Source organism: Bradyrhizobium sp. ORS 86 (genome assembly GCF_045571475.1).
GTDB lineage: Bacteria > Pseudomonadota > Alphaproteobacteria > Rhizobiales > Xanthobacteraceae > Bradyrhizobium.
In genome coordinates this window covers 4,334,693-4,354,511 of record NZ_CP120699.1, presented here as the reverse complement: position 1 = coordinate 4,354,511, position 19,819 = coordinate 4,334,693, and the positions used below count along the sequence as shown (strand labels likewise).

Here is a 19,819-nt window from a genome sequence, read left to right as displayed (position 1 = left end):
CGGCGCGCAGCCGCATCGCAGCCATGTCAGAGATAGGCCGAAAGTCGAATCCGGTCAGCCGCGGGCCCATCGGCCTGCGCGGCGTTGAGGTCAGTGCTCGTCCTCGTCCGCGCCCTTGGTCGCGCTACGATGCTGTGTCGTGCCGTTCGAGCCGGCCTCGCCACAGGGAAGCTGCGTCCAGCTACCGTCAGCGGCCTGCTGGTAGGCCTGGCAGCCCACGGACGTGGTGGTTTTTTCGTCGGCTTTCTGCCGGTCGGAACTCTTCGCCAGCACAGGCGCGCCAATAGCAGCGATGGCTGCGAGCGAACTGGCGAAAACCAGCCCTGCGATCCGCATGTCGGGTTCTCCTTCTCGAAGCATCCATATCCAAAAAACGAATCTGGCAATTTTGGGCCGCGTCGGGCAGCCGGTCGGGGATTGATTAACAGCCGGAAAACGAGCCGCCGTGGCTGTTAACGTCTGCCCGCGGTGGCGCAGGACGGGTTCGCTACAGGATGGTAGGATCGGCCCGTCATGTCTCATCGCATTCTCGTTCTCTACGGCTCCTATCGCTCCGACCGCATGGGCATTCGGCTGGCTCACTTCGTCGTCGACGGTTTTCGCGCCCGCGGCGACGATGCAGAGCTGATCGATGCCAAGGCGATCGGGCTGCCGATGCTGGACCGAATGTACAAGGAATATCCGAAGGGGCAGGCGCCGGCCGCGCTTGAGATGCTCGCCGGGAAGATCCGCGCAGCCGACGGCTTCCTGTTCGTCACCGGCGAGTACAATTGGGGCGTCCAGCCCGGGCTGAAGAATCTCACCGATCATTTCCTCGAGGAATGGTTCTGGCGTCCGGCCGCGATCGCGAGCTATTCGGCCGGGCGTTTCGCTGGTGCGCGTGCCGCGACGGCCTGGCATGGCACGCTCTCCGAGATGGGCATGGTGGTGGTCTCGAGCACGATCGCGGCCGGTCCGATCGGCCAGTCCTTGTCGGCCGAAGGCAAGCCGATCGGTGAAGGTGGCAAGGCGCTGGAGCGTGCCTTCCCTCGCTTTGCCGAAGACCTCGCCTGGTGGATGGAAGCAGCCAAAGTGCAGCGGGCGCACAAGGCACCGCCGTACTGACGGCACCACGTCGCGACTTCCGGAGGTCGGAGATCATGAGCCTCTTCAGTTCACCATTTGACCCGGCACGCGAGGTGGCGCTGGTGACGGGTGCGGGCAACGGCATCGGCCGCGCGATCGCGCAGGCGCTGGTCGGTGAGGGCGTGCGCACCGTGTTTGCCGATCTGCACGAGGACCGGGTCGCCGCCGCGATCAAGCATGCGCCGCGTCCCGAACTCGCGATACCCTGGGTCGGCGACCTCGTTCGCCGAGAGGCGTGCGACGCGTTGCTGGCGCATGCACGAGCTGCGGTCGGCCAGGTAACGCACTTCGTGCATAGCGCCTCACCACCGCGGCGCGAGGCCGACCACGCGATGATGGTTGACGAGGAGACCTGGCGGCAGATGCACGCGGTCAATCTCGATGCCGGCTTTCACCTGTCGCGCGAGCTGGCGCGCAGGCTCATCGCAGCGAAGACACCCGGCTCGTTCCTGCTGCTTACCTCGCTGCATGCCGGCACTCCGCGCAATCTGCCGCACTACTCGACGGCGAAGGCCGGCATGGCCATGCTGGTGAAGGAGCTTGCCAAGAGCTGGGGCCGCTATGGCATCCGAGTCAACGCGCTTGTACCCGGTGCGATCGCAGCCGGCGGCTTCGTCGCGGATCCTGCGCTTGCGCGACATATCCCGCTTGGGCGGCTTGGCGCTGCGGAGGATCTCGCGCCGATGGCGCTGGCGGTGTTGTCGAACAGGCTGTCCGGCTACGTCACCGGCGCGTCGATTGTGGTCGACGGAGGCTTGTCGCTCACCAACTGGTTTGCGCCGCCCGAGCTGGAGTGAGGTTCAGCGCCTACTCCTTGGTCCTGATGTAGCCCGCCAGCCGTGACTTCTGGTCGCGACACCAGGTCGTCATGCCGAGGCGGCGTTGGTCGAGATCGGTGGTTTGCGTTGCAATCGCGACCTCTCGCATCAACGAGTCGGACTGCTTCTCGCCCATCTTGCCGCCGGTGTGCATATAGGCGATCGCCTTGCGCACCTGGTCAGTGGTGCCGTCAGGCAGGTGCAGTTCCTGCGCCTTCTGCACGAGGTCCTGATAGACGAGATCAGTGCCGGGGCATTCGACCTTTGCGGCAAAGGCCTGCAGCACCATTGTGACATAGGCCTCGTGCGGGTCGGCGGCGTGGGCCGGCGTTGCAGCCATAACCAGGCCCGCGAACATCAGTGCATATCGCATCAAATCCTCCCGATTTTTCGCAAGGCTAGCGTCCGCGGGAACTCACTGCAACCGCTGGGACACACTCGCGGAAAGAACAGATCAAACGGATGTGTTCCGGGCAGCCTTGCCACGATTTGAGCACGATTTCGGCCACAGGTGGCGCAAGTTGTCGCAGGGGAGAATGATCGTGTCGAAGTTGGGGCTTGTTGTAGTGCTGGCGGGGTCGTTTGCGCTCGGCGGTTGCATGCAGGCGACGCTCGCACCCGTATCCGATGCCGCGATGACGCCGCGTGACAGGCAGTTGCTGGCGCACCCGCCTTATGCACGGGCCAGTATCCCCGAGCAGTTCCAGCGCCACATCGTCCAATACACGCGTCGCGAGCAACCGGGCACGATCCTGGTCGATACCGATGCGCGTTACCTCTATTACGTGCTGCCCGGAGGCAAGGCGATCCGTTACGGCGTCGCCGTCGGTGAGGAGGCGATGGCCTTCTCCGGGGTCGCCACCGTCGGCCGTATGGCGGAATGGCCCGACTGGGTTCCGACCAAGGAGATCCAGGCGCGGCTCGGGCCGTACCCGGCTCGCGTCCCCGGCGGACCGGCCAATCCGCTGGGCGCGCGGGGCATCTATCTCTACCAGGACAACAAGGACACGCTCTATCGCATCCACGGCACCAATCAGCCCGAATATATAGGGCAGGCGATTTCGTCCGGCTGCATTCGCATGACCAACGCGGACGTGATCGATCTCTATCAGCGGGTCAAGCCGGGCGCGACCGTGGTCGTGCTGCCGCCTGGACAGAGCGCTTAATTCCCAGTCCACGGGCGGGGCAGCGGTCTCGCTTACGGAAAGATGGCGGGCGACGGCTACGTCGTCCGCCATACGTTTTTGCGGGCGCTTGTCCGCACTCGGGTCAGCCTCAGCGTACCGGCATCGGTGGCCGAACCACCGGACCACCGTCGTCGGCGTCGACGACGGCGGGCTGCTGCGCCGACTGCACTGGGCGCGGCGCCATGGTCTGCGACGAAGGTGCGGTGGGCGGCGGCAGCGGCGCGGGCGGCGGCGGTGGGACGTACGCCTGTGTCGGCCGGCGCACCGGCGGCGGTGCGACCGCCGTGTGCGGCTGCGCCGCAGCGCGCGGACGCGGTGCAGGCCGCGCATCGGTGGCCCTGGTCTCGGTCGTCCGCGCCGCCAGGCGCTGAGACAATTGATCCTGGCTCGCCTTGAGCTGGTCAATGCTCGCCTTGAGCTGCTCGATCTGCTGCCCCATTGACGAGAGATCGTGTGCCATCGACTGCAGCAACTGCGTTTGATCCGGCGCAGCCGCGACTGCGGCCGGCGCTGCTGGCGTAGCGGTGGCGGCCGCCGGCGCTGCGGGGGCCGGTGACGGAGAAGGCGCCGAAGCCGCGGTTGCAACGTCTTGCTGTGGAGCGGCTGCTTGTTGCGGCGGGGCAGATGCTTGCGGTTCTGAGGCGGCCGGCGCTGCCTGAGCAGCCTGCTGATCGGCAGCCGCAGTCTGAGCGGCCGGCGCGCTCGCCTGGTCGGCAGCAGGCGCCGTCTTGCCCGGAAGCAGCGACGTCAGCATCTCGACCTGCGGAGCCCACTCCGCCACCATCTGCTTGGCGCGATCGCCGTAGTGTTGCCAAGCCGCGGCGCCCGCCGCACTGGCGATCGCGAACAGGAACCAGAAAATGCGGATCGCCCACTTGTTGCTGGTCGGCAGCACCTGATCGTACGGCGCCTGGTTGAGCCTGATGTCGCCGGTTCCCGCGGCGTGATATGTCCCGGCGGCGTGATACATCGGCGGCGCCGCGGGCGCGACCGGCGGCACCCCGGTCATAGGCGGCGCAGCAACTGGCGATACTGACGGAGGCGCTGAGGGGCTCGGACCGAAGTGCGGCTCGCGAAGCCCTGGCGATCCCGTGCTTGCCGGGGCCGAGCGCGGCGTGAAATCAGGTTCGATCGCGAAAATGTCGTGCGGATCTGTGTCCTTCGAATGTGTCAATTGCATTTGGCGGTCCCCGTTGTCAGTCCAAGGTCAAACCGCAAATGGGCGGCCGGCGAATTTACGTCCTGTATCGACCCTTGGCCCTCCGCACCACTCCAGTCCGGTTTGACCAAACCAAGGCAAGAGAGTGGAGAGGTTGGGGAGTTTGGGGCGCCCCAATTGAGGCGGCAGCGTTGCTGATGCCGGTGTTTCGAGGCGAACGATATTGAGATGCGGTATCGGTCACTTCGCGAGGCTGCACGCGGTCCGGCTCACCGTCTCAGGAGATGTCGACGACAATAACCAGCACTGGTTGTGGCCAGATCAACACACTCACGCGGAAATCGCTCCGCGCAAGCCTCGTCCCGCCACGTTCGCCTCCGTTCCGCCCCGATTGGATTCGGGTGATAGGCCGATGTTGGATTTTCGGCTTGGGCTGGGGGCGCGAGTTGGGGATACAACATGTCACGCGACGGGGCTGTTATTTCGAACGTCGACGTCAACCGCGGCGCATTCAGCGCCGCACTCTCGGTTTCATCTGCTCATGCGCGAAAAGCGCTCCGTCTGCTCGCTGCCGTGATCGGCGCGGCGTCGCTTGCGGCCTGCGCACAATCGACCGTCGTCAGCGAACGATCGCAGGCGCTCGCGAGCCGGACCGAGCCGACGCGGAGCGCGGCGTCTCCGGCGCGCACGCGCGTTGCGGTCACGCACACGCACGCGCGCTATGCATCGCGCAGCAGGGCTGGCGATACCAAGGCTGCGTCGCGAGGGCTCGCGAGCTTCTACAGCGAGGCGCAGCCGACCGCGAGCGGAGAGAAGTTCGACGGGACTGAATTGACCGCTGCGCATCCGACGTTGCCGTTCGGCACCAAGCTGCGCGTGACCGACGTGAAGACCGGCCGCTCGGTAACCGTGCGCGTCAATGATCGCGGACCCTATGTGCCCGGTCGCATCGTCGATGTGTCCTATTCGGCCGCGCAATCGCTCGGCATGGTTGGCAAGGGCGTGGCGAACGTCAGGCTTGACGTGGTGGAGTGAGCTCTCATGTGCGGGCCGGAAGCGTCAACCTGAGCACGCGCGCTCCGGGACTTTTGCCCGCGTTTTCTTTTGGGCGCATCACGTCTTGCCGACCCGGTTATCGCAGCGCTCGGCGCCCTCTCGATGACGACATTGATAGGAAATATCGCGCAGGCGCGATCCCACGGTGCGGCCTCGATCCGTGCCGCGCGCGGCCTTCACCAAATTGTCACGCTCCCGGCGAATTGCGGCCGCAAGACGCTGCCAACTGGACACCGACATCGGCGTGCGTCAGGAGAGGGTTCAACGTTGGCCTACAAGATGGTCGCAGAACGCGACAACGAGACGGTGAGAGTTGAACGGGAAAGCACCTGGCTGATCGTCGCCAAGGCCCGGATCTGGGCAAGCGAGGGATGGCGGGTCGTGATCACCGACAACGACGGAAAATCCTACGCGCCGGACGAATTCGACAAGCTGCTGGCCGCGTGAGGCCGGCGCCGGCTTCGTCGCGCCGGTCGGCCATTGCTCTAGCGCTGCGCCGAGGCCAGCAGCATCATCGGACGCTCAAGCTCTTCAGCAAGTTCAGGCATGGCCGCGATCTGCTCCGGCGTCGGGCAGAACTCCTCGACGTGGCGTAGAGCGAAGCCGGCGCTGATCAGCGCGGTGAGCGTCGTGCCGATGGTGCGATGATATTTCAGCACGCCCTTGACGTACCAATCGGTCCGGCGTTCGCCTTCAATGAAGTAGCGGTTGACCGGCCAGGTCTTGCGGCCGTCGTCGTCCTGCAACCAGCGCGGATGGGCGGCCGCCATGTAGGTCGGATGCTCGATGGTAAAGACCAGAAGTCCGTTCGGCGTCAGCGCACGATGCAGCGTGCGCGCCAGGCGATCGAAATCCTTGACGTAGTGGAAGGCGAGGGCGCTATAGGCGAGATCGAAGGACGCCTGCGGCAACTCGAGCGTCTCGAGGTCGGCGATCTCGTAAGTGATTCCCGGATCGTCGGTCATGCTTCTCGCGCGCGCGATCATGTTGTGCGAGAGGTCGAGGCCGAGCACGGCAGATGCACCTTGCTCACGCATCCAGCGCGCCGCCCAGCCGAATCCGCAACCGAGGTCGACAGCGCGCTTGTTCGCGACATCCGGTAGCATCGCGCGGATAGCGGGCCATTCCGGCGCGCCGACAAGCCCGCGCACCTGTCGCGGCAACTGGCTGTAGCCGGCGAAGAAGCCGGGATCGTCATAGATGTTCTGCGCCATGGCTACCGTGGTTCGTGAAGACAGCTCTGCAACCCGCCGGACCATTGTCTGGGAACGGGACGATTGCAGCGCTCGGCCCGGTCCTTTGGAACCAGACATCGCGTTGGGCGGTTCTGATGCAAATCTACCCTCCGGCAAAGGACAATCGAGGAGAGCGTTATGATAGCCCAGACGCAAATCCACACCATTGCGCGTCAAATGCTCCAGAAACACGGTTTGCAGGCGATCGCCGAGGCCGCTCAGAATGCCGTGACGTGTGAAAGCAAGGGCGAGATGGAAGAGGCCCGCGAGTGGCGCAATATCGAGGACGCGATCAAGATGATGCGCGGACCGCATCAAAGCTGACGGCCAGCCGGAACGGTCATCAATCAAATGGTCCAGCGGACGCACCCGCTGGATCATTCTTGTCTCAATCCCGAGCGCCGCGGCGGCTTGCGACGCTCATCCATCCTCCAGACCTGGAGCCGGGAGCGCTAGCTCGCCCGGCGCCATCGCGGCACGGGGTCGAGCGGCGTGCGATAGAGCTCGCGGCGGTCGACGTCGGTCACGCGGACGGCGCAGCCGCGTGCCTTCAGCTCTGGCTTGACCTGCACCAATTCGCTCGCGAGCTGATCGGCGCGATCAGAGGCAACGCTGAGGTCTTCGAGGATGATGGTTCCCTGATTGCGGAACTCTTCTCCTACCACAAGATCAAATGTGTAGTATGGCATGCCGAAGTTCCCCGTTTCGGTATGCACCACAGGGTAACACTGAGTCGCCTGGTTCCCTAAGATGCACTGTGATCCAGCTCACCGCGCGCTCGTTAAGATTTGATTAAATGAGTAGGCGCAGGCTCGGCCTAGGTGGAATCGCAGTGGAACCGGACTCCGGGAGCCGGCAACTGCAGGAGAAGGCCGGCGGCGTAACGCCCGTCGGCCTTTTCTCTGCAGAAGATGCATGACTAATCGCGCGCCGCGGCGTGATGCCGGGCGCGCCACTTCGGGCCGGGCCCGCGCATGTAGTGCAGTTCGGGACGATAGGGATGGCAGACGCTGTCGATCAGCTCCTGGCAACGGGTCACGAGGACGGCGAGACAGCGGCGCAGCGGCATCGCCGTTCTCCCTCAGTGCAGCTCGCCGAGCACGGCGGTGAACGGCAGCTCGAACAGTTGATCGCCGAGATCGTCCGTGACATGTAGGACCCAGTTGCGCCAATCTTCCGCACTCGGTGTCATGACGTAGCTGCGCACGATGCGCTCCGCATGCTCGCGCGCTTCCGCAAGGTCCATCATGGCGCCATTACGGTCGAGCAACACGTATTGGTCGTCGGAGCAGTGGAAAAAGACGGCTGACATGTTCTGATTCCCGTGGCAGCGTTCTCACACGCTGAGATAGCAGGGCGCGTGCTCGCCGAGAATCCGGGCGATCCCCCATCGGAGAACTACGGGGAAAACGGACGATTTGAATCAACGCCCCGTGATGCCCCGTGATCATCGCGTGATCTCAAAAGATCGGCTCGCCGATCGCGACCTCGCTGCGCGGGCCGAGCACGATCACCTGGCCCGCGGCGTCCTTGGCGCCGAGGATCAGCAGCTCCGAAGTGAAGCCCGCGATGTTCTTTGGAGCGAAATTGCAGACGCAGACGACGAGCGAGCCGACCAGTGCCGCGGGCTCATAATTGGTGATCTGCGCGCTCGACCACATGATTCGCTCGGCGCCGACATCGACGCCGACCTTGTAGGACGGATTGCGCGCCCGCGGAAAGGGTTGCACCTCGACGACCTTGCCGATGCGGATATCGAGGCGGGCGAAATCGTCGTAACTGGCTGGTGGCTTGAGCGGGGACATCATCGTTCCTGAAAGGCGAGGCGGACGCCGAGCGCGATGTAGATGGTGCCGACCACGCGGCCCTGCCAGCGCCCGATGCTGCGATGCCGCCTGATCCACGGACTGATCTGGCCGGCGGCGAGCGCGAGCAGCGAGGTGTAGACCGCGCTCATTGCGACGAACACCAGGCCGAGCACCGCGAACTGTGCGACGGCGGAGCCGTGCTCGGGATGGACGAACTGCGGCAGGAAGGCGAGGAAGAACAGCGCGGTCTTTGGATTGAGCATCTCCGCCCCGATCGCCTGCCGGAACGCACGGCGCCCATCGACCGGCTGCGCGCGCGGCAGATGCAGCTCGTCGTTTCTCTCGAACAGGGCGCGGATGCCGAGCACGATCAGGTAGATCGCGCCGGCATATTTCACGACCGAGAACGCAAGCGCCGACGTCATCAGCACAGCGGACAGGCCAAACGTCGCCATCGCGGTATGGACGAGATCGCCGAGCGCGATGCCAAGCCCCGTCGCGACGCCGACGCGCGGGCCCCCGGTGACCGAGCGGGCCAGCACGAGCAGCACGGCCGGGCCGGGAATAAGGAACAGGCCGAGCACGACGGCCATGTAGGTGAGCAGGGTGGTGATGTCGATCATGAGGCGCGTCCCGGATGCGGATGTGCCGCGATCGCAACGGCCCCGAAGCGGCGCGGCGGGTGACGTATCAGCTCGGCGCTTTCGACGATGCGCATTTCCTCGGTCCTCCGGAGCGCCGTGCGCTCCAGCACGCCGTAGATCGCGGATGCGGCGTGACTGAGCGCATCAGGCGTCGCCAGCCCGCGTACGCGCGCCGATGCGAGAAGCGCGGCGAACAGGTCACCCGTCCCGGACGGGCTGATCGGCAGGCGCGGCGTGCGCACCCGCCAGGCGTCGCTACGCTCGATCGCGAGCGTCTCGATCTCGCCGGCGGGCGTGTCGGCCAGCTCGGCGCTGGTGATGACGACGGTCGACGGGCCGCGGGCGATGAGCTTGCGGGCCTGCGCGACCACGTCGTCGATGGTGCCGGCCTTCGCGCCGCATAGAAACTCGAACTCGAAATGGTTGGGGGTGAGGATGTCGGCCAGCGGACAGAGCTCGTCGCGCACCAGGGGCGGAATGTCCGTGCGGACGAACATGCCGCGATCGCGATCGCCGAGGACGGGATCGCAGCAATAGCGCAGCGCAGGGTTCTTGGCCTTGGCGCGCGCGACGAAGTCGGCGACCTCCTGGCCGATGTCGGACGACCCGAGATAGCCGGACAGGATCATCTGCGCGCCGTCGATGGCGCCGCGCTCCTCGATCCCGCGCAGCAGATCGGCGACCAGTTGCACGTCGAGCACCCGGCCGCGGATGGTCGGATAGCCCGGCCGGTTGCTGAGCAGCGTGGTCGGCACGGCAATCACGTCGATGCCGTGGAGCTGGATAGGGAAGGCGGCGGCGCTGTTGCCGACATGGCCCCAGGCGACCTGTGACTGGATGGAGATCACGGTCATGCGGTCAATCACATCATTGTGCGATGCAGAATCATGCTATTGCAATGCAGCAAAAGTTGACTAGCTCCGTATTTCGATCCCACCAGGAGAACTGCTATGAAAAACAAGAAACTGTCGCTGTCCACTGCACTGGCCGCCATGATCGCAATGACGGCCGCCACCGCCGCCTCCGCGGCGGAACTGCCGACTTATGAAAAGGCGGGCCTGCCGATCTCTTCCGTCCAACTCCAGGTGCTGGGAGCCGCGGATGTCCAGGAGCAGCCGACTGTGGCGAATTCGCTCACGCCGCATCAGCGCAGCGTTCTGACGCCGCGACTGCATATCAGGGCCGCGGCCGGCCCGAGCGAAACCGTCGGTCGCACGGTCCGCTGACCGGCATCGCAATCGCGGCTTGAGCGTCGCGCGCTGCGCTGGCCGCGTGGTCACCGCGCCCGGGACCGCGGATGCGTGTCTCACCCCAATTTGCAAGAAGCCTGCGACCTCGTCGCAGGCTTTTTGTCGTTCAGGTCGGTTCACTTGAACAGGGCCACATAGATGACGTAGAGCCAGCCCAGGATACCGTGGATGATCGCCCACAGGATCGAGTGGTTGTTGGTGTAGGAGATTGCGATCGCCAGCGCCGAGCCGAATCCCACGCCGTATTTGGCGCCCTCGACGCGAACGCCGTAATAGCGGTTGCCGTTCATGCTGGCATCCCTGTGCTTGGCATGGCGACAGCGTAACCCGTGATATCTGGGGATGCGAGTCCGCATTCTCGCGACAGGTTTCACACCCATGGGTCCCGCGCAATAAAAAAGCGGGAGGTAGGACCACAGGTGAGACCGAAGAACACTCCGGCTTTGTATTTTGACTTGCGCACGGCGCGGATCATCGCCCCCGCGGTGAGCGCGAACCGTGACCCTTCGGTCAGAATAGACTAGCCTTGCGGACACCGATCATCCGCCAGCCCCGAGCTCACCTCATGCATATCCTGCGTCCCCAATTCCGCATCGAGGAGCAGCGCGCGCTCAGATTCGCAGCCGAACGCGGCTTCGGCGTCATCGTTGCCGCCGACGAGCGCGGCCCGCGCGGCTCGCATGTGCCCTTCGTGATCGCGCAGCGCGACGGCCGCGCGATCGCGCAGATCCATCTCACGGCAAAGAACCCACTGGTCGAACTCGCCGACGGCAAGCGGCGCTTTCTCCTGATCGTCGCCGGCGACGATGCCTATGTCTCGAACGACTGGTACGCCTCACGCGACAACGTTTCAACCTGGCTCTACGAAGCGGTGCATCTGTCCGGCGTCGCACATCTGCGTGGGGCAAGCGCGAACCGCGACCACGGCGATAAGCTGCTCGCAGTCTCCGAGGCACGGCTGCCGAAGCAGCCCTGGGACCTCGCGCAGATGGAGCCGAACAAGCGCGAGACGATGCTTGCGGCGATCAGGGTGATCGACCTCGTCGTCGACGAGATCGAAGGGCAGTCAAAGCTCAATCAGCACAAGAGCGATGAGGACCACGTCGCGGTCGCCAACCAGCTCGCGCGCGCTGACGAGAGCGGAAGCCGGCGGCTTGCCGGCAAGATGCGGGCCCTGCGGCCGGAGCTTCGATATGAAGGCATCGGAGCACGGGTGAGTGACGCCTGGTCCGCCGCACCTCGCAAATAGATCGGCAAACAGCATTTGCGTCCGCATCTCATGCAGGTCGAAGCAACCTGTTGTTAGCAATTGCTTCGCGCCGATTTTCTCGATTCCGATTCGTTCTTTGCGAACAAAATGGAGTCGGATCGCGAACAAAGCTCCTATCCCGTCATTGCGAGCCAACGGGTCGCGCCAACGCGCGCCCGATGACAGGCTCCGCGAAGCAATCCATCGCGCGGCGTCCGCGGAAGCATGGATTGCTTCGTCGCTATCGCTCCTCGCAATGACGCTATCTGCATCGCGCATTGAGAACGTATTGTTAGGATTTACTTCGTGTCGATTTGGCCGACTCCGATTCGTTCTTTGCGAACAAAATGGAGTCGGATCGGGAACAAAATGCCGGCGTTGATCGCGCGCGGAACTGCCGTGCAGTCGCCGGAATACCGCAACGTCCTGTGGTTTCGTGATCTCCACGATCGGAACCGATCGCATCGCCACTCGTTTTATGCAGCGCAACCGTTCGAGAGGAGAGAGGAGCCATGCGAAAAATCATCCTTCCCATTGTCGCAGCTCTGGCGCTTGGCGCAGCGACGCCTGCGATGGCCTTTGATTCCGGTGACCAGATGTCGATGGAGGCCGCGCTTGACGTCGCAACCGGTGTCGGCATCACAACGGTGTCAGATACCGAGTTCCTCGGCGACGAATGGGAGATTGAAGGCCGCGACCGTCTCGGCCGCTGGATGAAGGTCGACGTCGATTCGCGGACCGGCGAGATCCGCAACGTGGACCGCGGTTGGTAGCCGGCACCAGCAGCTTCACAGCGCCGAATGACGTGATACGGACTTGATCGAACATCGGCGCTCTGTTTGCCGTCGTGGGGGAGCACGTCCGACGTGCTTCCCCACGAGGCGTTAATTCATTCATGGCGAAGGCAACCGCAAAGCGGAGCGCAAGGCGGAGATCGCGGCCGACGGTGCTGGCGATCGACGTCGGTGGTTCGCATGTCAAGGTCATGACAGACAAGGAGCGCGTCAAGCGCGAGTTCGCGTCGGGTCCCGATCTGTCAGCAAAGGCGATGGTGCGCCAGGTCAAGGCGCTGACCAAGGACTGGTCCTATGACGTCATCGCGATCGGATATCCCGGACCTGTGGTCCACAACCGGCCGCTGGCGGAGCCGCACAATCTCGGGCGCGGGTGGGCCGGCTTCAACTTCCGCAAGGCATTCGGCCGCCCGACCAAGGTCGTCAACGATGCGCTGATGCAGGCGATCGGCAGCTACCGCGGTGGCCGCATGCTGTTCCTTGGCCTGGGCACCGGCCTCGGCTCCGCGATGATCGTCGACGGCATTCCGGAGCCGATGGAGATCGGTCATATGCCGTACCGCAAGGGCAAAACGTTCGAGGACTATGTCGGCGCCGCCGGCCTGAAACGCCGCGGCAAGAAGAAATGGCGCAAGGCGGTCGACGACGTGCTGGAGCGACTGTTTGCCGCGCTCCAGCCTGACTACGTCGTGCTCGGCGGCGGCAATGCCGACAAGATCGACAATCTGCCGCGAAAAGTGCGATTCGGCGCCAATGCCAACGCGTTCGAAGGCGGATTTCGCCTGTGGGGCAAGGGCGGAGCCAGATCCGGGGATAAGCAGGCGCCCGCGCTAGGCCAGCCAGTCGCTTCGTAGTGCGCGATGGAGCGTTTGCCGGCGGAGCGGATCTGCCTCTTCAAGCCGAGGATGATCGAAATCGTCGGCGTCGTTGTGCGACATGCCGAGCCGAGCCATGACGCGGTGCGACCGCGCATTGTGGATGCTTGCATGCGCGACGATTTCGCGAAGGTCCAACTCCCGAAAGCCATAGTCGAGCGCCGCGCGACCCGCCTCCGTGGCAAACCCCTGTCCCCAGAAGGCGCGTGCCAGGCGCCAACCGACTTCCACAGCGGGCGTGAAGTGCGCCGAGAAATTGACCACCATGAGCCCGGCTGCACCGACGAAGGCGCCCGACGAGCGCAACTCGACAGCCCACATGCAGAACCCGTGCGAAGACTGATGCTCGAGCTGATAGTCGATCCAGGCGTCGCTGGATGCTCGTGTCGGGAGCGGACGCAGATATTGCATCACGGCGGGGTCCGCGCACATCCCCGCAAAGCGAGCCTTGTCGGGTTCCTGCCACGCGCGCAGCACGAGTCGGTGCGAGCACAGTCTCATTGAGTTGACCCCGCGACATCAGCAAATCCCGTTCGAGCGTATCCCGCGCGGCCGGACCGGGCTAGTGTTCGGGCCAGGGATTCCGGGAGTCGCCGCCAGCTCGACGCTCCCTCAAGGACAAGGAGACAGGCCGTGGTGAAACCGTTTCCGTCGAAAACCCACATCGGCAATCACGTGCTGCATCCGGAAACCCAGATGCTGAATTACGGCTACGATCCGCAACTGTCGGAAGGCGCCGTCAAGCCGCCGGTATTCCTGACCTCGACCTTCGTGTTCAGAACCGCCGAGGACGGCAAGGACTTCTTCGACTTTGTCGCAGGGCGCCGCGAGCCGCCGGAAGGGATGGGAGCGGGGCTGGTCTATTCGCGCTTCAATCATCCGAACAGCGAGATCGTCGAGGACCGGCTCGCGATCTATGAGCGCACCGAGAGCTGCGCGCTGTTCTCGTCGGGCATGTCGGCGATCTCCACCACCGTGCTCGCCTTCGCGCGGCCTGGCGACGTGATCCTGCATTCGCAGCCGCTCTATGGTGGCACGGAGACGCTGTTTGCGAAGACGCTCGCCGGGCTCTCGATTGAAGCCGTGGGCTTTGCCGACGGCATCGACGAGGCGACCATGCGCGCGGCGGCGGAGGAGGCGATGCGCAAGGGCAGGGCGTCGATGATCTTCATCGAGACGCCGGCCAATCCGACCAACGGGCTGGTCGATATCGCGCTCACCAGGCGCATCGCCGACATGATCGGCAAGACGCAGGGGCATACGCCCGTGATCGCCTGCGACAACACGCTGCTCGGGCCGGTGTTCCAGCGGCCGATCGAGCACGGCGCCGATCTGTCGCTGTACTCGTTGACGAAATATGTCGGCGGCCATTCCGACCTGATCGCGGGCGCGGCGCTCGGCTCGAAGAAGCTCATGAAGGACGTCAAAGCGCTGCGCGGCGCGATTGGCACGCAGCTCGATCCGCACACCTGCTGGATGATCAGCCGTTCGCTGGAAACGCTGGGCCTGCGGATGGAGAAGGCCGACCGCAATGCCGCGGTCGTGGCCGACTATCTGCGCGACCATCCGAGGGTGGCGAAGGTGCATTATCTCGGTCACCACGACGCGGCATCATCCGCGGGCCGGGTATTCGCCAGTCAATGCTCCGGCGCCGGCTCGACGTTCTCCTTCGACATCGTCGGCGGCCAGGCCGCGGCGGAGAAATTCCTTAACTCACTGCAAATCTTCAAGCTCGCGGTGAGCCTGGGCGGCACCGAGTCACTCGCGAGCCTGCCGGCCACGATGACGCATTCCGGCGTGCCCGCCGATATCAGGAAGAAGATCGGCGTGCTTGATTCCACGATCCGCCTCTCGATCGGGATCGAGCATCCGTCGGATCTGGTGGCGGATATCGCCCAGGCGCTGAGCGGGGTGTGAACGAATGGGTCGGGCAGGAGCAGCAGCATGTTGACGATATCAGCGATCATCAGGGCCAAGCGAGGGCACGAAGCCACCATGCGGCAAGCCTTGCTTGATGTCGCCGATCATGTGCGGGCCAATGAGCCGTCCACCGTCGGCTACTACGTGTCGCAAGATGGCTCTGATCCCTGTGTGTTCGCGACCTATGAGCGATACCTGGATCAGGCGGCCATGGACCGGCACAACAATTCGCAAGCCGTGGCGCGCTTCTTTGAGGTTGCGAAGGCGATCCTCGATGGCGACGTGATCTTGATGTCGGGGAATGAAATTTTCGAACGTCAAGCGTAGCTGGGAAAATCGCTAGCCAGCAATCCCGCCGGCCTTGGCGATCAGCTCGAAGGATCGCAGCCGCTTGGCGTGATCGTAGACGTCGGACACGATCATCAGCTCGTCGGCGCCGGTCTCCGCGACCAGCGCATCGATGCCGGCGCGAACCGTGTCGGGCGAGCCGATGATGGAGCGTTCCAGCATCCGCATCGCCTGGAGTTTTTCTGCCGGCGACCAGTAGGTCTCGATGTCGTCGATCGGCGGCTGGCTGAGGCCACGCGCGCCGCGGAAGATGTTGGTGAACGACATCTGCTGCGTCGTCGCCAGCCGGCGCGCCTCGGTGTCGGTGTCGGCGGCGATGACGTTGACGCCGACCATGGTGTAGGGGCGGTCGAGCTGCTCGGATGGTTTGAAGCGGGTGCGGTAGATCTGAAGCGCCGGAAGCAGCATCTCCGGTGCGAAATGCGAGGCGAAGGCGTAGGGAAGCCCGAGCTCGGCGGCGAGCATCGCGCCGAAATTGCTGCTCCCGAGAATCCACAGCGGCACGTTGGTGCCTGCGGCCGGCACCGCCTGGATGCGCTGGTTGGGACCGGCTTCCGCCAGGAAGGCCTGCACCTCGAGCACGTCCTGCGGAAAATTCTCCGCCGCCTCGGGCGTGCGGCGCAGAGTGCGCAGCGTGAGCTGATCCGTGCCCGGCGCGCGCCCCAGCCCAAGATCGATACGACCAGGAAACAGGCGCGCCAGCGTGCCGAACTGCTCGGCAATCACGTAAGGCGCGTGGTTCGGCAGCATGATGCCGCCGGCACCGACGCGGATGGTTGTCGTTCCCGCCGCGATATGGCCGATCACCACCGACGTCGCAGCACTGGCAATGCCCGCCATGTTGTGATGCTCCGCCACCCAGATGCGGCGATAGCCCAGGGCTTCGGCATGAACCGCAACATCGCGCGCATTGTAGAGCGCACCGCGCGCATCGGTCTCCTGGGTGACGCGAACGAGGTCGAGAATGGAGAGTGCGGGCACGGGAGCTCCGGGAGGGAAGACTATGAAGGACGAGGCCTGCGATCGCCGGCCGTGTCCAGGCTGATCCGAAGCGGCAGGTTCGGCCGGTTCGTTCGTCCCATATGGATACTGTACCCATGCCGGTCAATCCACCTGATGCGACCGAGGTATGCGTCAAGTGCTCTCTTCGTTGTCATTGCGAGGAGCTCGCGACCATTTTGGCGCTGAAGCGACGAAGCAAAGCGACGCGTCCCAAAATACCGAAAACAACCCCATGCAAAGTAGGTTGCGGCCGGGACTCGGAACAGCGACTTGACGTGTCGGGCAAATCGGTGATATCTTTCTATTATTCCGAAATCATGGAAGCGCCCACCGCGGCGCGATGTCTCCTGTGCCAGGTGCTCACTCTCGCGTCATTGCGCGGAGCTATTCGCCCAACGCGCGCCAAGGAGATTTCCTGTTCGCAGTTTCGCCGTGACTGCGGCCGCCAAGCTTAAGACATTGGTCATCTCTTTGCTCTCATTTTCGCGGCCTCATCAAGCAAAGAGGCACCATGTCCGACATCACCATTCCCGGCGGAAAAATTCGTTCCTTCGTCGAGCGGATCGAGAACCTTGACGCAGAGATGCAGGAACTGAGCGAGCAGAAGAAGGAAGTCTTCTCGGAGGCGAAGGGCGAAGGTTTTGACGTGAAGATCCTCAAGGAGATCATCAAGCTGCGCAAGCAGGACCAGGACGAGCGCGACGAGCGCGAGACCTTGCTCGATCTCTACATGCGCGCGATGGAAACGGCGCCGGCAGAAGACAAGACCGCGAAGGCAGCGTGAGATTTGCGGGAGGCATTGTACCTCCACAAGCAGGCGACGAGTAGAGCGGGTTAGCGAAAGCGTAACCCGCCGACCGAATTGCAGAGAGTGGCGGATTGGCGGCTACGGCTAATCCGCCCTTGCTTGCTGAAGCAAGAATGCCATCGGAACGTTGGGCAAATGCTTCTCCGAACTAGACATGAGCAGAAGCCGATTGACGTTGTTATGTTGGATTCCTCCAGACGGGAAGACACAGGATATCTTGACGAGGTGCGTGGGTACGCCCGCTCTGTTTATCTCGTCCTGCACCGGCGCATGAAATCGTGTAAATCGCGCAGCTAGGTTCGCTTCCCTATTCGGCTTGCGTTCACATTTGGCCGACCTTGAGAGATAGCTGAAAACGTCCGTCATTAGGGATTGATAGTGAGCAAGAGTCTTATTGGACGATAGGGTCGCCACATCGACAACATTTTGAGGAAACGCAAACGTTGACGACTGGATTCGGGACACCAGATCGGAAAGCTGTACGCCTGACTGAACTCGTTTACGAGCCGTCGCCTGACCGAGTTCCGCCCAACGATAGGGACTGTCGGTCACGATGCAAGATCCGGTCGCCTGTGCCAGATAGATTGCCATCTCAAAGTTCGGGGTAAGCCTCATAGAGTTAAGAAGACCAATCTTTCTTCCAACTTCCGGCGGCTCATTCTGCAACACTGCTAATGGGTCATTCTCACGTATATGGGCAATATGCTGGAGAACCCCAGCTAGAGCGTCCTCACCTAGATTTGGCGACATTTTTAAGATCTGGTGTCGCAGAATATCCTCCGGGAATGACAGGATACTGCGTTTACTATCTTCCTCCATTAGCTTTCTCGCGCGCGTCTCTTTGCGCATGTCGATCCCGAACGTAGCTGATCGGAGTCTGGCCATATTCAGCATCTGATCGCGCAAGTGGGCGTCGAAGTAGCAAGGATCTGGCACCAGGTTGACCAATCCGAGCTCGATCAGAGGAATGAGCGCGGAAAATGTCAACACGTCCTTGAGAAACTCTTGACGATACGCGCTTGGATTTTTGACTGGGCTATAATCGTCTCTCACCGTCCCTGCATGCTGAAACGGATGCTGGATGATGATGCTTCCAAAATATAGAGAAGCGCCAACCGCGAAGTCCTTGATCGTTGTTGGATGAATGAGACCGGTGAAGACCGCGCGAGGCGTTCCGTCGGGTTTGGGTAGCATTTGGAATAGGTCTGTTTCCAGCGGCCAAAGCGCCTGAAACAAGAAGTATATCTCTCGGATTTTGTCATCGGTCAGTGTGCGGCGGATCTCAAGCCAATCCGTTTCTTCATTGTCGAGATTGAGTAAATCCACGATGCCGTTAAAGAGGGTAAGGTTTCTCTCCCGGATGCTCAGTTCTGTCCAAGTCGAACGTAGTGCCAGCGGTTTCGAGAGGCAGCAGTCTTTGTAGCGAAATCCAGACCCGCAACCGCATTGGTCTTTTGGCGCTGGTGGGGTGGCGGGCGCAGGCTTCATCAGGAAGTCCCGTTCCTTCTCGGTACGGCCAAACTGATCTTGATAGTAGACGCTACCATCCTCGAAACGCGCGAACATCTCGCCGCCGAACTGCCAAAGGCCGTCCCGCGGCGGCAGCAGAGTATCCTTGAGCGCCTCCCATGGTTCGACAATAGAATTCTCGGGGTACAGCCATTCTTTCTGTCCAGCCGCGATATAGCGGCGGGCTCGCGCCTTGAGAATTCGATTGATGCGCATCACCTCCTGACTGTTCAATTTTCGCGTACGAATGAAGGAGTCTGTGCGAACCATCGACGGTCGATAGTTTCGGGCGAAGGTTCGCTTTTCGAGTGGACTGGTTGACGGATCTTGTGCGTATTCGAGATTGGTGAAGATGAGGCATAGGTCGCGATTAAGAGGGAAAATCGTCTGCGAGGCTTTCAGCGCAATTCCCGGGTCTTGTGGGTAGGCGCACACGGAGGTGTCTGGCGAGCGAGCATAGTTGTAAACCGTCACAGGATGGTCGCTGACAATGAACTTCACTTCAGCATTCCCGGCGGAAACTATCTCGCGGACACCTTGCGTCCAAATCGTGCAGTGCATCGTGCGAATGCCCTGCATTTCAAACATCAGCTCATTCTGTGTGAGCTCCGGATATTGTGTCTGCAGCCAATCGAGTCCCTTCGGAGTTCGAATTTTCTGAATGTCAATGAACTCAAACAGGGTTTGGAAGTGGCGATGCCATTCGCTGATATCATCTCCGGTGAAGGCACGTATTGCCGTTGATCCCCGGCCATCAATATCGCCAAACAGCTTTCGCTCGATCTCGTCGTTAATCGATGTTCCGAAAAATGTTGAGTAAAGATCCAACTGCCGGAAGGCGCGAGACGTTGGCGCATCGAACAATGACCTCTCGGCAATTGTACGCCCATCACGCAGTACCCTTTGAGGCGGTGTCAGGTCCAGGTAAGCGAGAGTGTTGCGACCCGGCTCGAAGAAGCCTTCCTGATACCATTGCGGGACATAGTGGTTGTTTCTTGCTTTCGACATGAATTGATAATGGCTGGCCGCGTG

General features: G+C 62.7%; 28 protein-coding genes. 13 read left to right on the top strand and 15 right to left on the bottom strand.

The window, feature by feature from the left end; all coding sequences use genetic code 11:
• Nucleotides 1-90: 90 nt before the first annotated feature.
• A complete protein-coding gene (locus tag P6U25_RS20310) occupies nt 91-336 on the bottom strand; it encodes a hypothetical protein (RefSeq protein ID WP_407146533.1) in 246 nt (81 codons plus the stop codon).
• Nucleotides 337-513: 177 nt separating this feature from the next.
• Here P6U25_RS20310 and P6U25_RS20305 point away from each other — a divergent pair, with 177 nt between their 5' ends.
• Both P6U25_RS20305 and P6U25_RS20300 read left to right on the top strand, forming a co-directional pair.
• Complete coding sequence (locus P6U25_RS20305; protein ID WP_407146532.1) at nt 514-1,104, top strand: NADPH-dependent FMN reductase; 591 nt, start codon at nt 514-516, stop codon at nt 1,102-1,104.
• Between the two features lie 35 nt (nt 1,105-1,139).
• On the top strand, nt 1,140-1,922 hold the full coding sequence (locus P6U25_RS20300; protein WP_407146531.1) for an SDR family NAD(P)-dependent oxidoreductase: 783 nt from the start codon (nt 1,140-1,142) through the stop codon (nt 1,920-1,922).
• A gap of 10 nt (nt 1,923-1,932) precedes the next feature.
• Here P6U25_RS20300 and P6U25_RS20295 read toward each other — a convergent pair whose 3' ends face one another.
• Nucleotides 1,933-2,316: a hypothetical protein gene (locus P6U25_RS20295; protein WP_407146530.1), complete on the bottom strand. Its 384-nt coding sequence runs from the start codon at nt 2,314-2,316 to the stop codon at nt 1,933-1,935.
• A 163-nt stretch (nt 2,317-2,479) separates the two neighbouring features.
• On the opposite strand from P6U25_RS20295, the gene P6U25_RS20290 reads away from it, so the two are divergent.
• Nucleotides 2,480-3,109, top strand: a complete 630-nt coding sequence (locus P6U25_RS20290) for a L,D-transpeptidase (RefSeq protein ID WP_407146529.1) — start codon at nt 2,480-2,482, stop codon at nt 3,107-3,109.
• 109 nt (nt 3,110-3,218) lie between these two features.
• On the opposite strand, the gene P6U25_RS20285 is transcribed toward P6U25_RS20290, so the two are convergent.
• Complete coding sequence (locus P6U25_RS20285; RefSeq protein ID WP_407146528.1) at nt 3,219-4,139, bottom strand: hypothetical protein; 921 nt, start codon at nt 4,137-4,139, stop codon at nt 3,219-3,221.
• A 609-nt stretch (nt 4,140-4,748) separates the two neighbouring features.
• Between P6U25_RS20285 and P6U25_RS20280 the strand changes: the two genes are divergently transcribed.
• Nucleotides 4,749-5,324, top strand: a complete 576-nt coding sequence (locus P6U25_RS20280) for a septal ring lytic transglycosylase RlpA family protein (protein WP_407146527.1) — start codon at nt 4,749-4,751, stop codon at nt 5,322-5,324.
• Between the two features lie 78 nt (nt 5,325-5,402).
• Here P6U25_RS20280 and P6U25_RS20275 read toward each other — a convergent pair whose 3' ends face one another.
• Nucleotides 5,403-5,585, bottom strand: a complete 183-nt coding sequence (locus P6U25_RS20275; protein WP_407146526.1) for a hypothetical protein — start codon at nt 5,583-5,585, stop codon at nt 5,403-5,405.
• Nucleotides 5,586-5,612: 27 nt separating this feature from the next.
• Between P6U25_RS20275 and P6U25_RS20270 the strand changes: the two genes are divergently transcribed.
• Nucleotides 5,613-5,792: a hypothetical protein gene (locus tag P6U25_RS20270; RefSeq protein WP_407146525.1), complete on the top strand. Its 180-nt coding sequence runs from the start codon at nt 5,613-5,615 to the stop codon at nt 5,790-5,792.
• 38 nt (nt 5,793-5,830) lie between these two features.
• Here P6U25_RS20270 and P6U25_RS20265 read toward each other — a convergent pair whose 3' ends face one another.
• Nucleotides 5,831-6,559 carry a class I SAM-dependent methyltransferase gene (locus P6U25_RS20265; RefSeq protein ID WP_407146524.1) on the bottom strand — a complete coding sequence of 243 codons (729 nt, stop codon included), beginning with the start codon at nt 6,557-6,559 and terminating at the stop codon, nt 5,831-5,833.
• Between the two features lie 159 nt (nt 6,560-6,718).
• On the opposite strand from P6U25_RS20265, the gene P6U25_RS20260 reads away from it, so the two are divergent.
• Nucleotides 6,719-6,904, top strand: a complete 186-nt coding sequence (locus P6U25_RS20260; RefSeq protein WP_407146523.1) for a hypothetical protein — start codon at nt 6,719-6,721, stop codon at nt 6,902-6,904.
• A 128-nt stretch (nt 6,905-7,032) separates the two neighbouring features.
• On the opposite strand, the gene P6U25_RS20255 is transcribed toward P6U25_RS20260, so the two are convergent.
• The 6 genes from P6U25_RS20255 to pdxY all read right to left on the bottom strand — a co-directional run bounded on the left by P6U25_RS20255 (nt 7,033) and on the right by pdxY (nt 9,886).
• Nucleotides 7,033-7,269 (bottom strand): DUF6894 family protein, encoded by a 237-nt coding sequence (locus P6U25_RS20255; RefSeq protein ID WP_407146522.1) that lies wholly within the window; start codon nt 7,267-7,269, stop codon nt 7,033-7,035.
• A gap of 230 nt (nt 7,270-7,499) precedes the next feature.
• The gene (locus P6U25_RS20250; RefSeq protein ID WP_407146521.1) at nt 7,500-7,649 is read right to left on the bottom strand and encodes a hypothetical protein; all 150 of its coding nucleotides are present in this window, start codon (nt 7,647-7,649) and stop codon (nt 7,500-7,502) included.
• Nucleotides 7,650-7,661: 12 nt separating this feature from the next.
• A complete protein-coding gene (locus tag P6U25_RS20245; RefSeq protein ID WP_407146520.1) occupies nt 7,662-7,892 on the bottom strand; it encodes a DUF6894 family protein in 231 nt (76 codons plus the stop codon).
• A gap of 148 nt (nt 7,893-8,040) precedes the next feature.
• Nucleotides 8,041-8,385 (bottom strand): tRNA-binding protein, encoded by a 345-nt coding sequence (locus P6U25_RS20240; protein ID WP_407146519.1) that lies wholly within the window; start codon nt 8,383-8,385, stop codon nt 8,041-8,043.
• Nucleotides 8,385-9,011 (bottom strand): LysE family translocator, encoded by a 627-nt coding sequence (locus tag P6U25_RS20235; RefSeq protein WP_407146518.1) that lies wholly within the window; start codon nt 9,009-9,011, stop codon nt 8,385-8,387. The genes P6U25_RS20240 and P6U25_RS20235 overlap by 1 nt, the downstream gene beginning before the upstream one ends.
• Nucleotides 9,008-9,886: a pyridoxal kinase PdxY gene (gene pdxY / locus P6U25_RS20230; RefSeq protein WP_407146517.1), complete on the bottom strand. Its 879-nt coding sequence runs from the start codon at nt 9,884-9,886 to the stop codon at nt 9,008-9,010. The genes P6U25_RS20235 and pdxY overlap by 4 nt, the downstream gene beginning before the upstream one ends.
• Before the next feature lie 96 nt (nt 9,887-9,982).
• Between pdxY and P6U25_RS20225 the strand changes: the two genes are divergently transcribed.
• Nucleotides 9,983-10,258, top strand: coding sequence for a hypothetical protein (locus tag P6U25_RS20225; protein ID WP_407146516.1), 276 nt, complete (start codon nt 9,983-9,985; stop codon nt 10,256-10,258).
• Between the two features lie 140 nt (nt 10,259-10,398).
• Here P6U25_RS20225 and P6U25_RS20220 read toward each other — a convergent pair whose 3' ends face one another.
• A complete protein-coding gene (locus P6U25_RS20220) occupies nt 10,399-10,572 on the bottom strand; it encodes a hypothetical protein (RefSeq protein ID WP_280971857.1) in 174 nt (57 codons plus the stop codon).
• Nucleotides 10,573-10,847: 275 nt separating this feature from the next.
• On the opposite strand from P6U25_RS20220, the gene P6U25_RS20215 reads away from it, so the two are divergent.
• The 3 genes from P6U25_RS20215 to P6U25_RS20205 all read left to right on the top strand — a co-directional run bounded on the left by P6U25_RS20215 (nt 10,848) and on the right by P6U25_RS20205 (nt 13,179).
• Nucleotides 10,848-11,531, top strand: coding sequence for an FMN-binding negative transcriptional regulator (locus P6U25_RS20215; RefSeq protein ID WP_407146515.1), 684 nt, complete (start codon nt 10,848-10,850; stop codon nt 11,529-11,531).
• Nucleotides 11,532-12,043: 512 nt separating this feature from the next.
• On the top strand, nt 12,044-12,304 hold the full coding sequence (locus P6U25_RS20210; protein ID WP_407146514.1) for a PepSY domain-containing protein: 261 nt from the start codon (nt 12,044-12,046) through the stop codon (nt 12,302-12,304).
• 122 nt (nt 12,305-12,426) lie between these two features.
• Entirely contained in the window at nt 12,427-13,179 is a 753-nt protein-coding gene (locus P6U25_RS20205; RefSeq protein WP_407146513.1) for an ROK family protein, read from the top strand.
• Here the strand turns inward: P6U25_RS20205 and P6U25_RS20200 are convergent.
• Nucleotides 13,156-13,677 (bottom strand): GNAT family N-acetyltransferase, encoded by a 522-nt coding sequence (locus P6U25_RS20200; RefSeq protein WP_407146512.1) that lies wholly within the window; start codon nt 13,675-13,677, stop codon nt 13,156-13,158. The genes P6U25_RS20205 and P6U25_RS20200 overlap by 24 nt on opposite strands.
• 156 nt (nt 13,678-13,833) lie before the next feature.
• On the opposite strand from P6U25_RS20200, the gene P6U25_RS20195 reads away from it, so the two are divergent.
• On the top strand, nt 13,834-15,117 hold the full coding sequence (locus tag P6U25_RS20195; protein ID WP_407146511.1) for a cystathionine gamma-synthase family protein: 1,284 nt from the start codon (nt 13,834-13,836) through the stop codon (nt 15,115-15,117).
• A 78-nt stretch (nt 15,118-15,195) separates the two neighbouring features.
• Nucleotides 15,196-15,447 (top strand): putative quinol monooxygenase, encoded by a 252-nt coding sequence (locus P6U25_RS20190; RefSeq protein ID WP_407146510.1) that lies wholly within the window; start codon nt 15,196-15,198, stop codon nt 15,445-15,447.
• Nucleotides 15,448-15,459: 12 nt separating this feature from the next.
• Here the strand turns inward: P6U25_RS20190 and P6U25_RS20185 are convergent, their stop codons facing one another.
• Entirely contained in the window at nt 15,460-16,449 is a 990-nt protein-coding gene (locus tag P6U25_RS20185) for an LLM class flavin-dependent oxidoreductase (RefSeq protein WP_407146509.1), read from the bottom strand.
• Between the two features lie 532 nt (nt 16,450-16,981).
• On the opposite strand from P6U25_RS20185, the gene P6U25_RS20180 reads away from it, so the two are divergent.
• Nucleotides 16,982-17,254, top strand: a complete 273-nt coding sequence (locus tag P6U25_RS20180; RefSeq protein ID WP_280971838.1) for a DUF2312 domain-containing protein — start codon at nt 16,982-16,984, stop codon at nt 17,252-17,254.
• Nucleotides 17,255-17,362: 108 nt separating this feature from the next.
• Here P6U25_RS20180 and P6U25_RS20175 read toward each other — a convergent pair whose 3' ends face one another.
• A complete protein-coding gene (locus P6U25_RS20175; RefSeq protein WP_407146508.1) occupies nt 17,363-19,795 on the bottom strand; it encodes a DUF4238 domain-containing protein in 2,433 nt (810 codons plus the stop codon).
• Between the last annotated feature and the right edge of the window lie 24 nt (nt 19,796-19,819).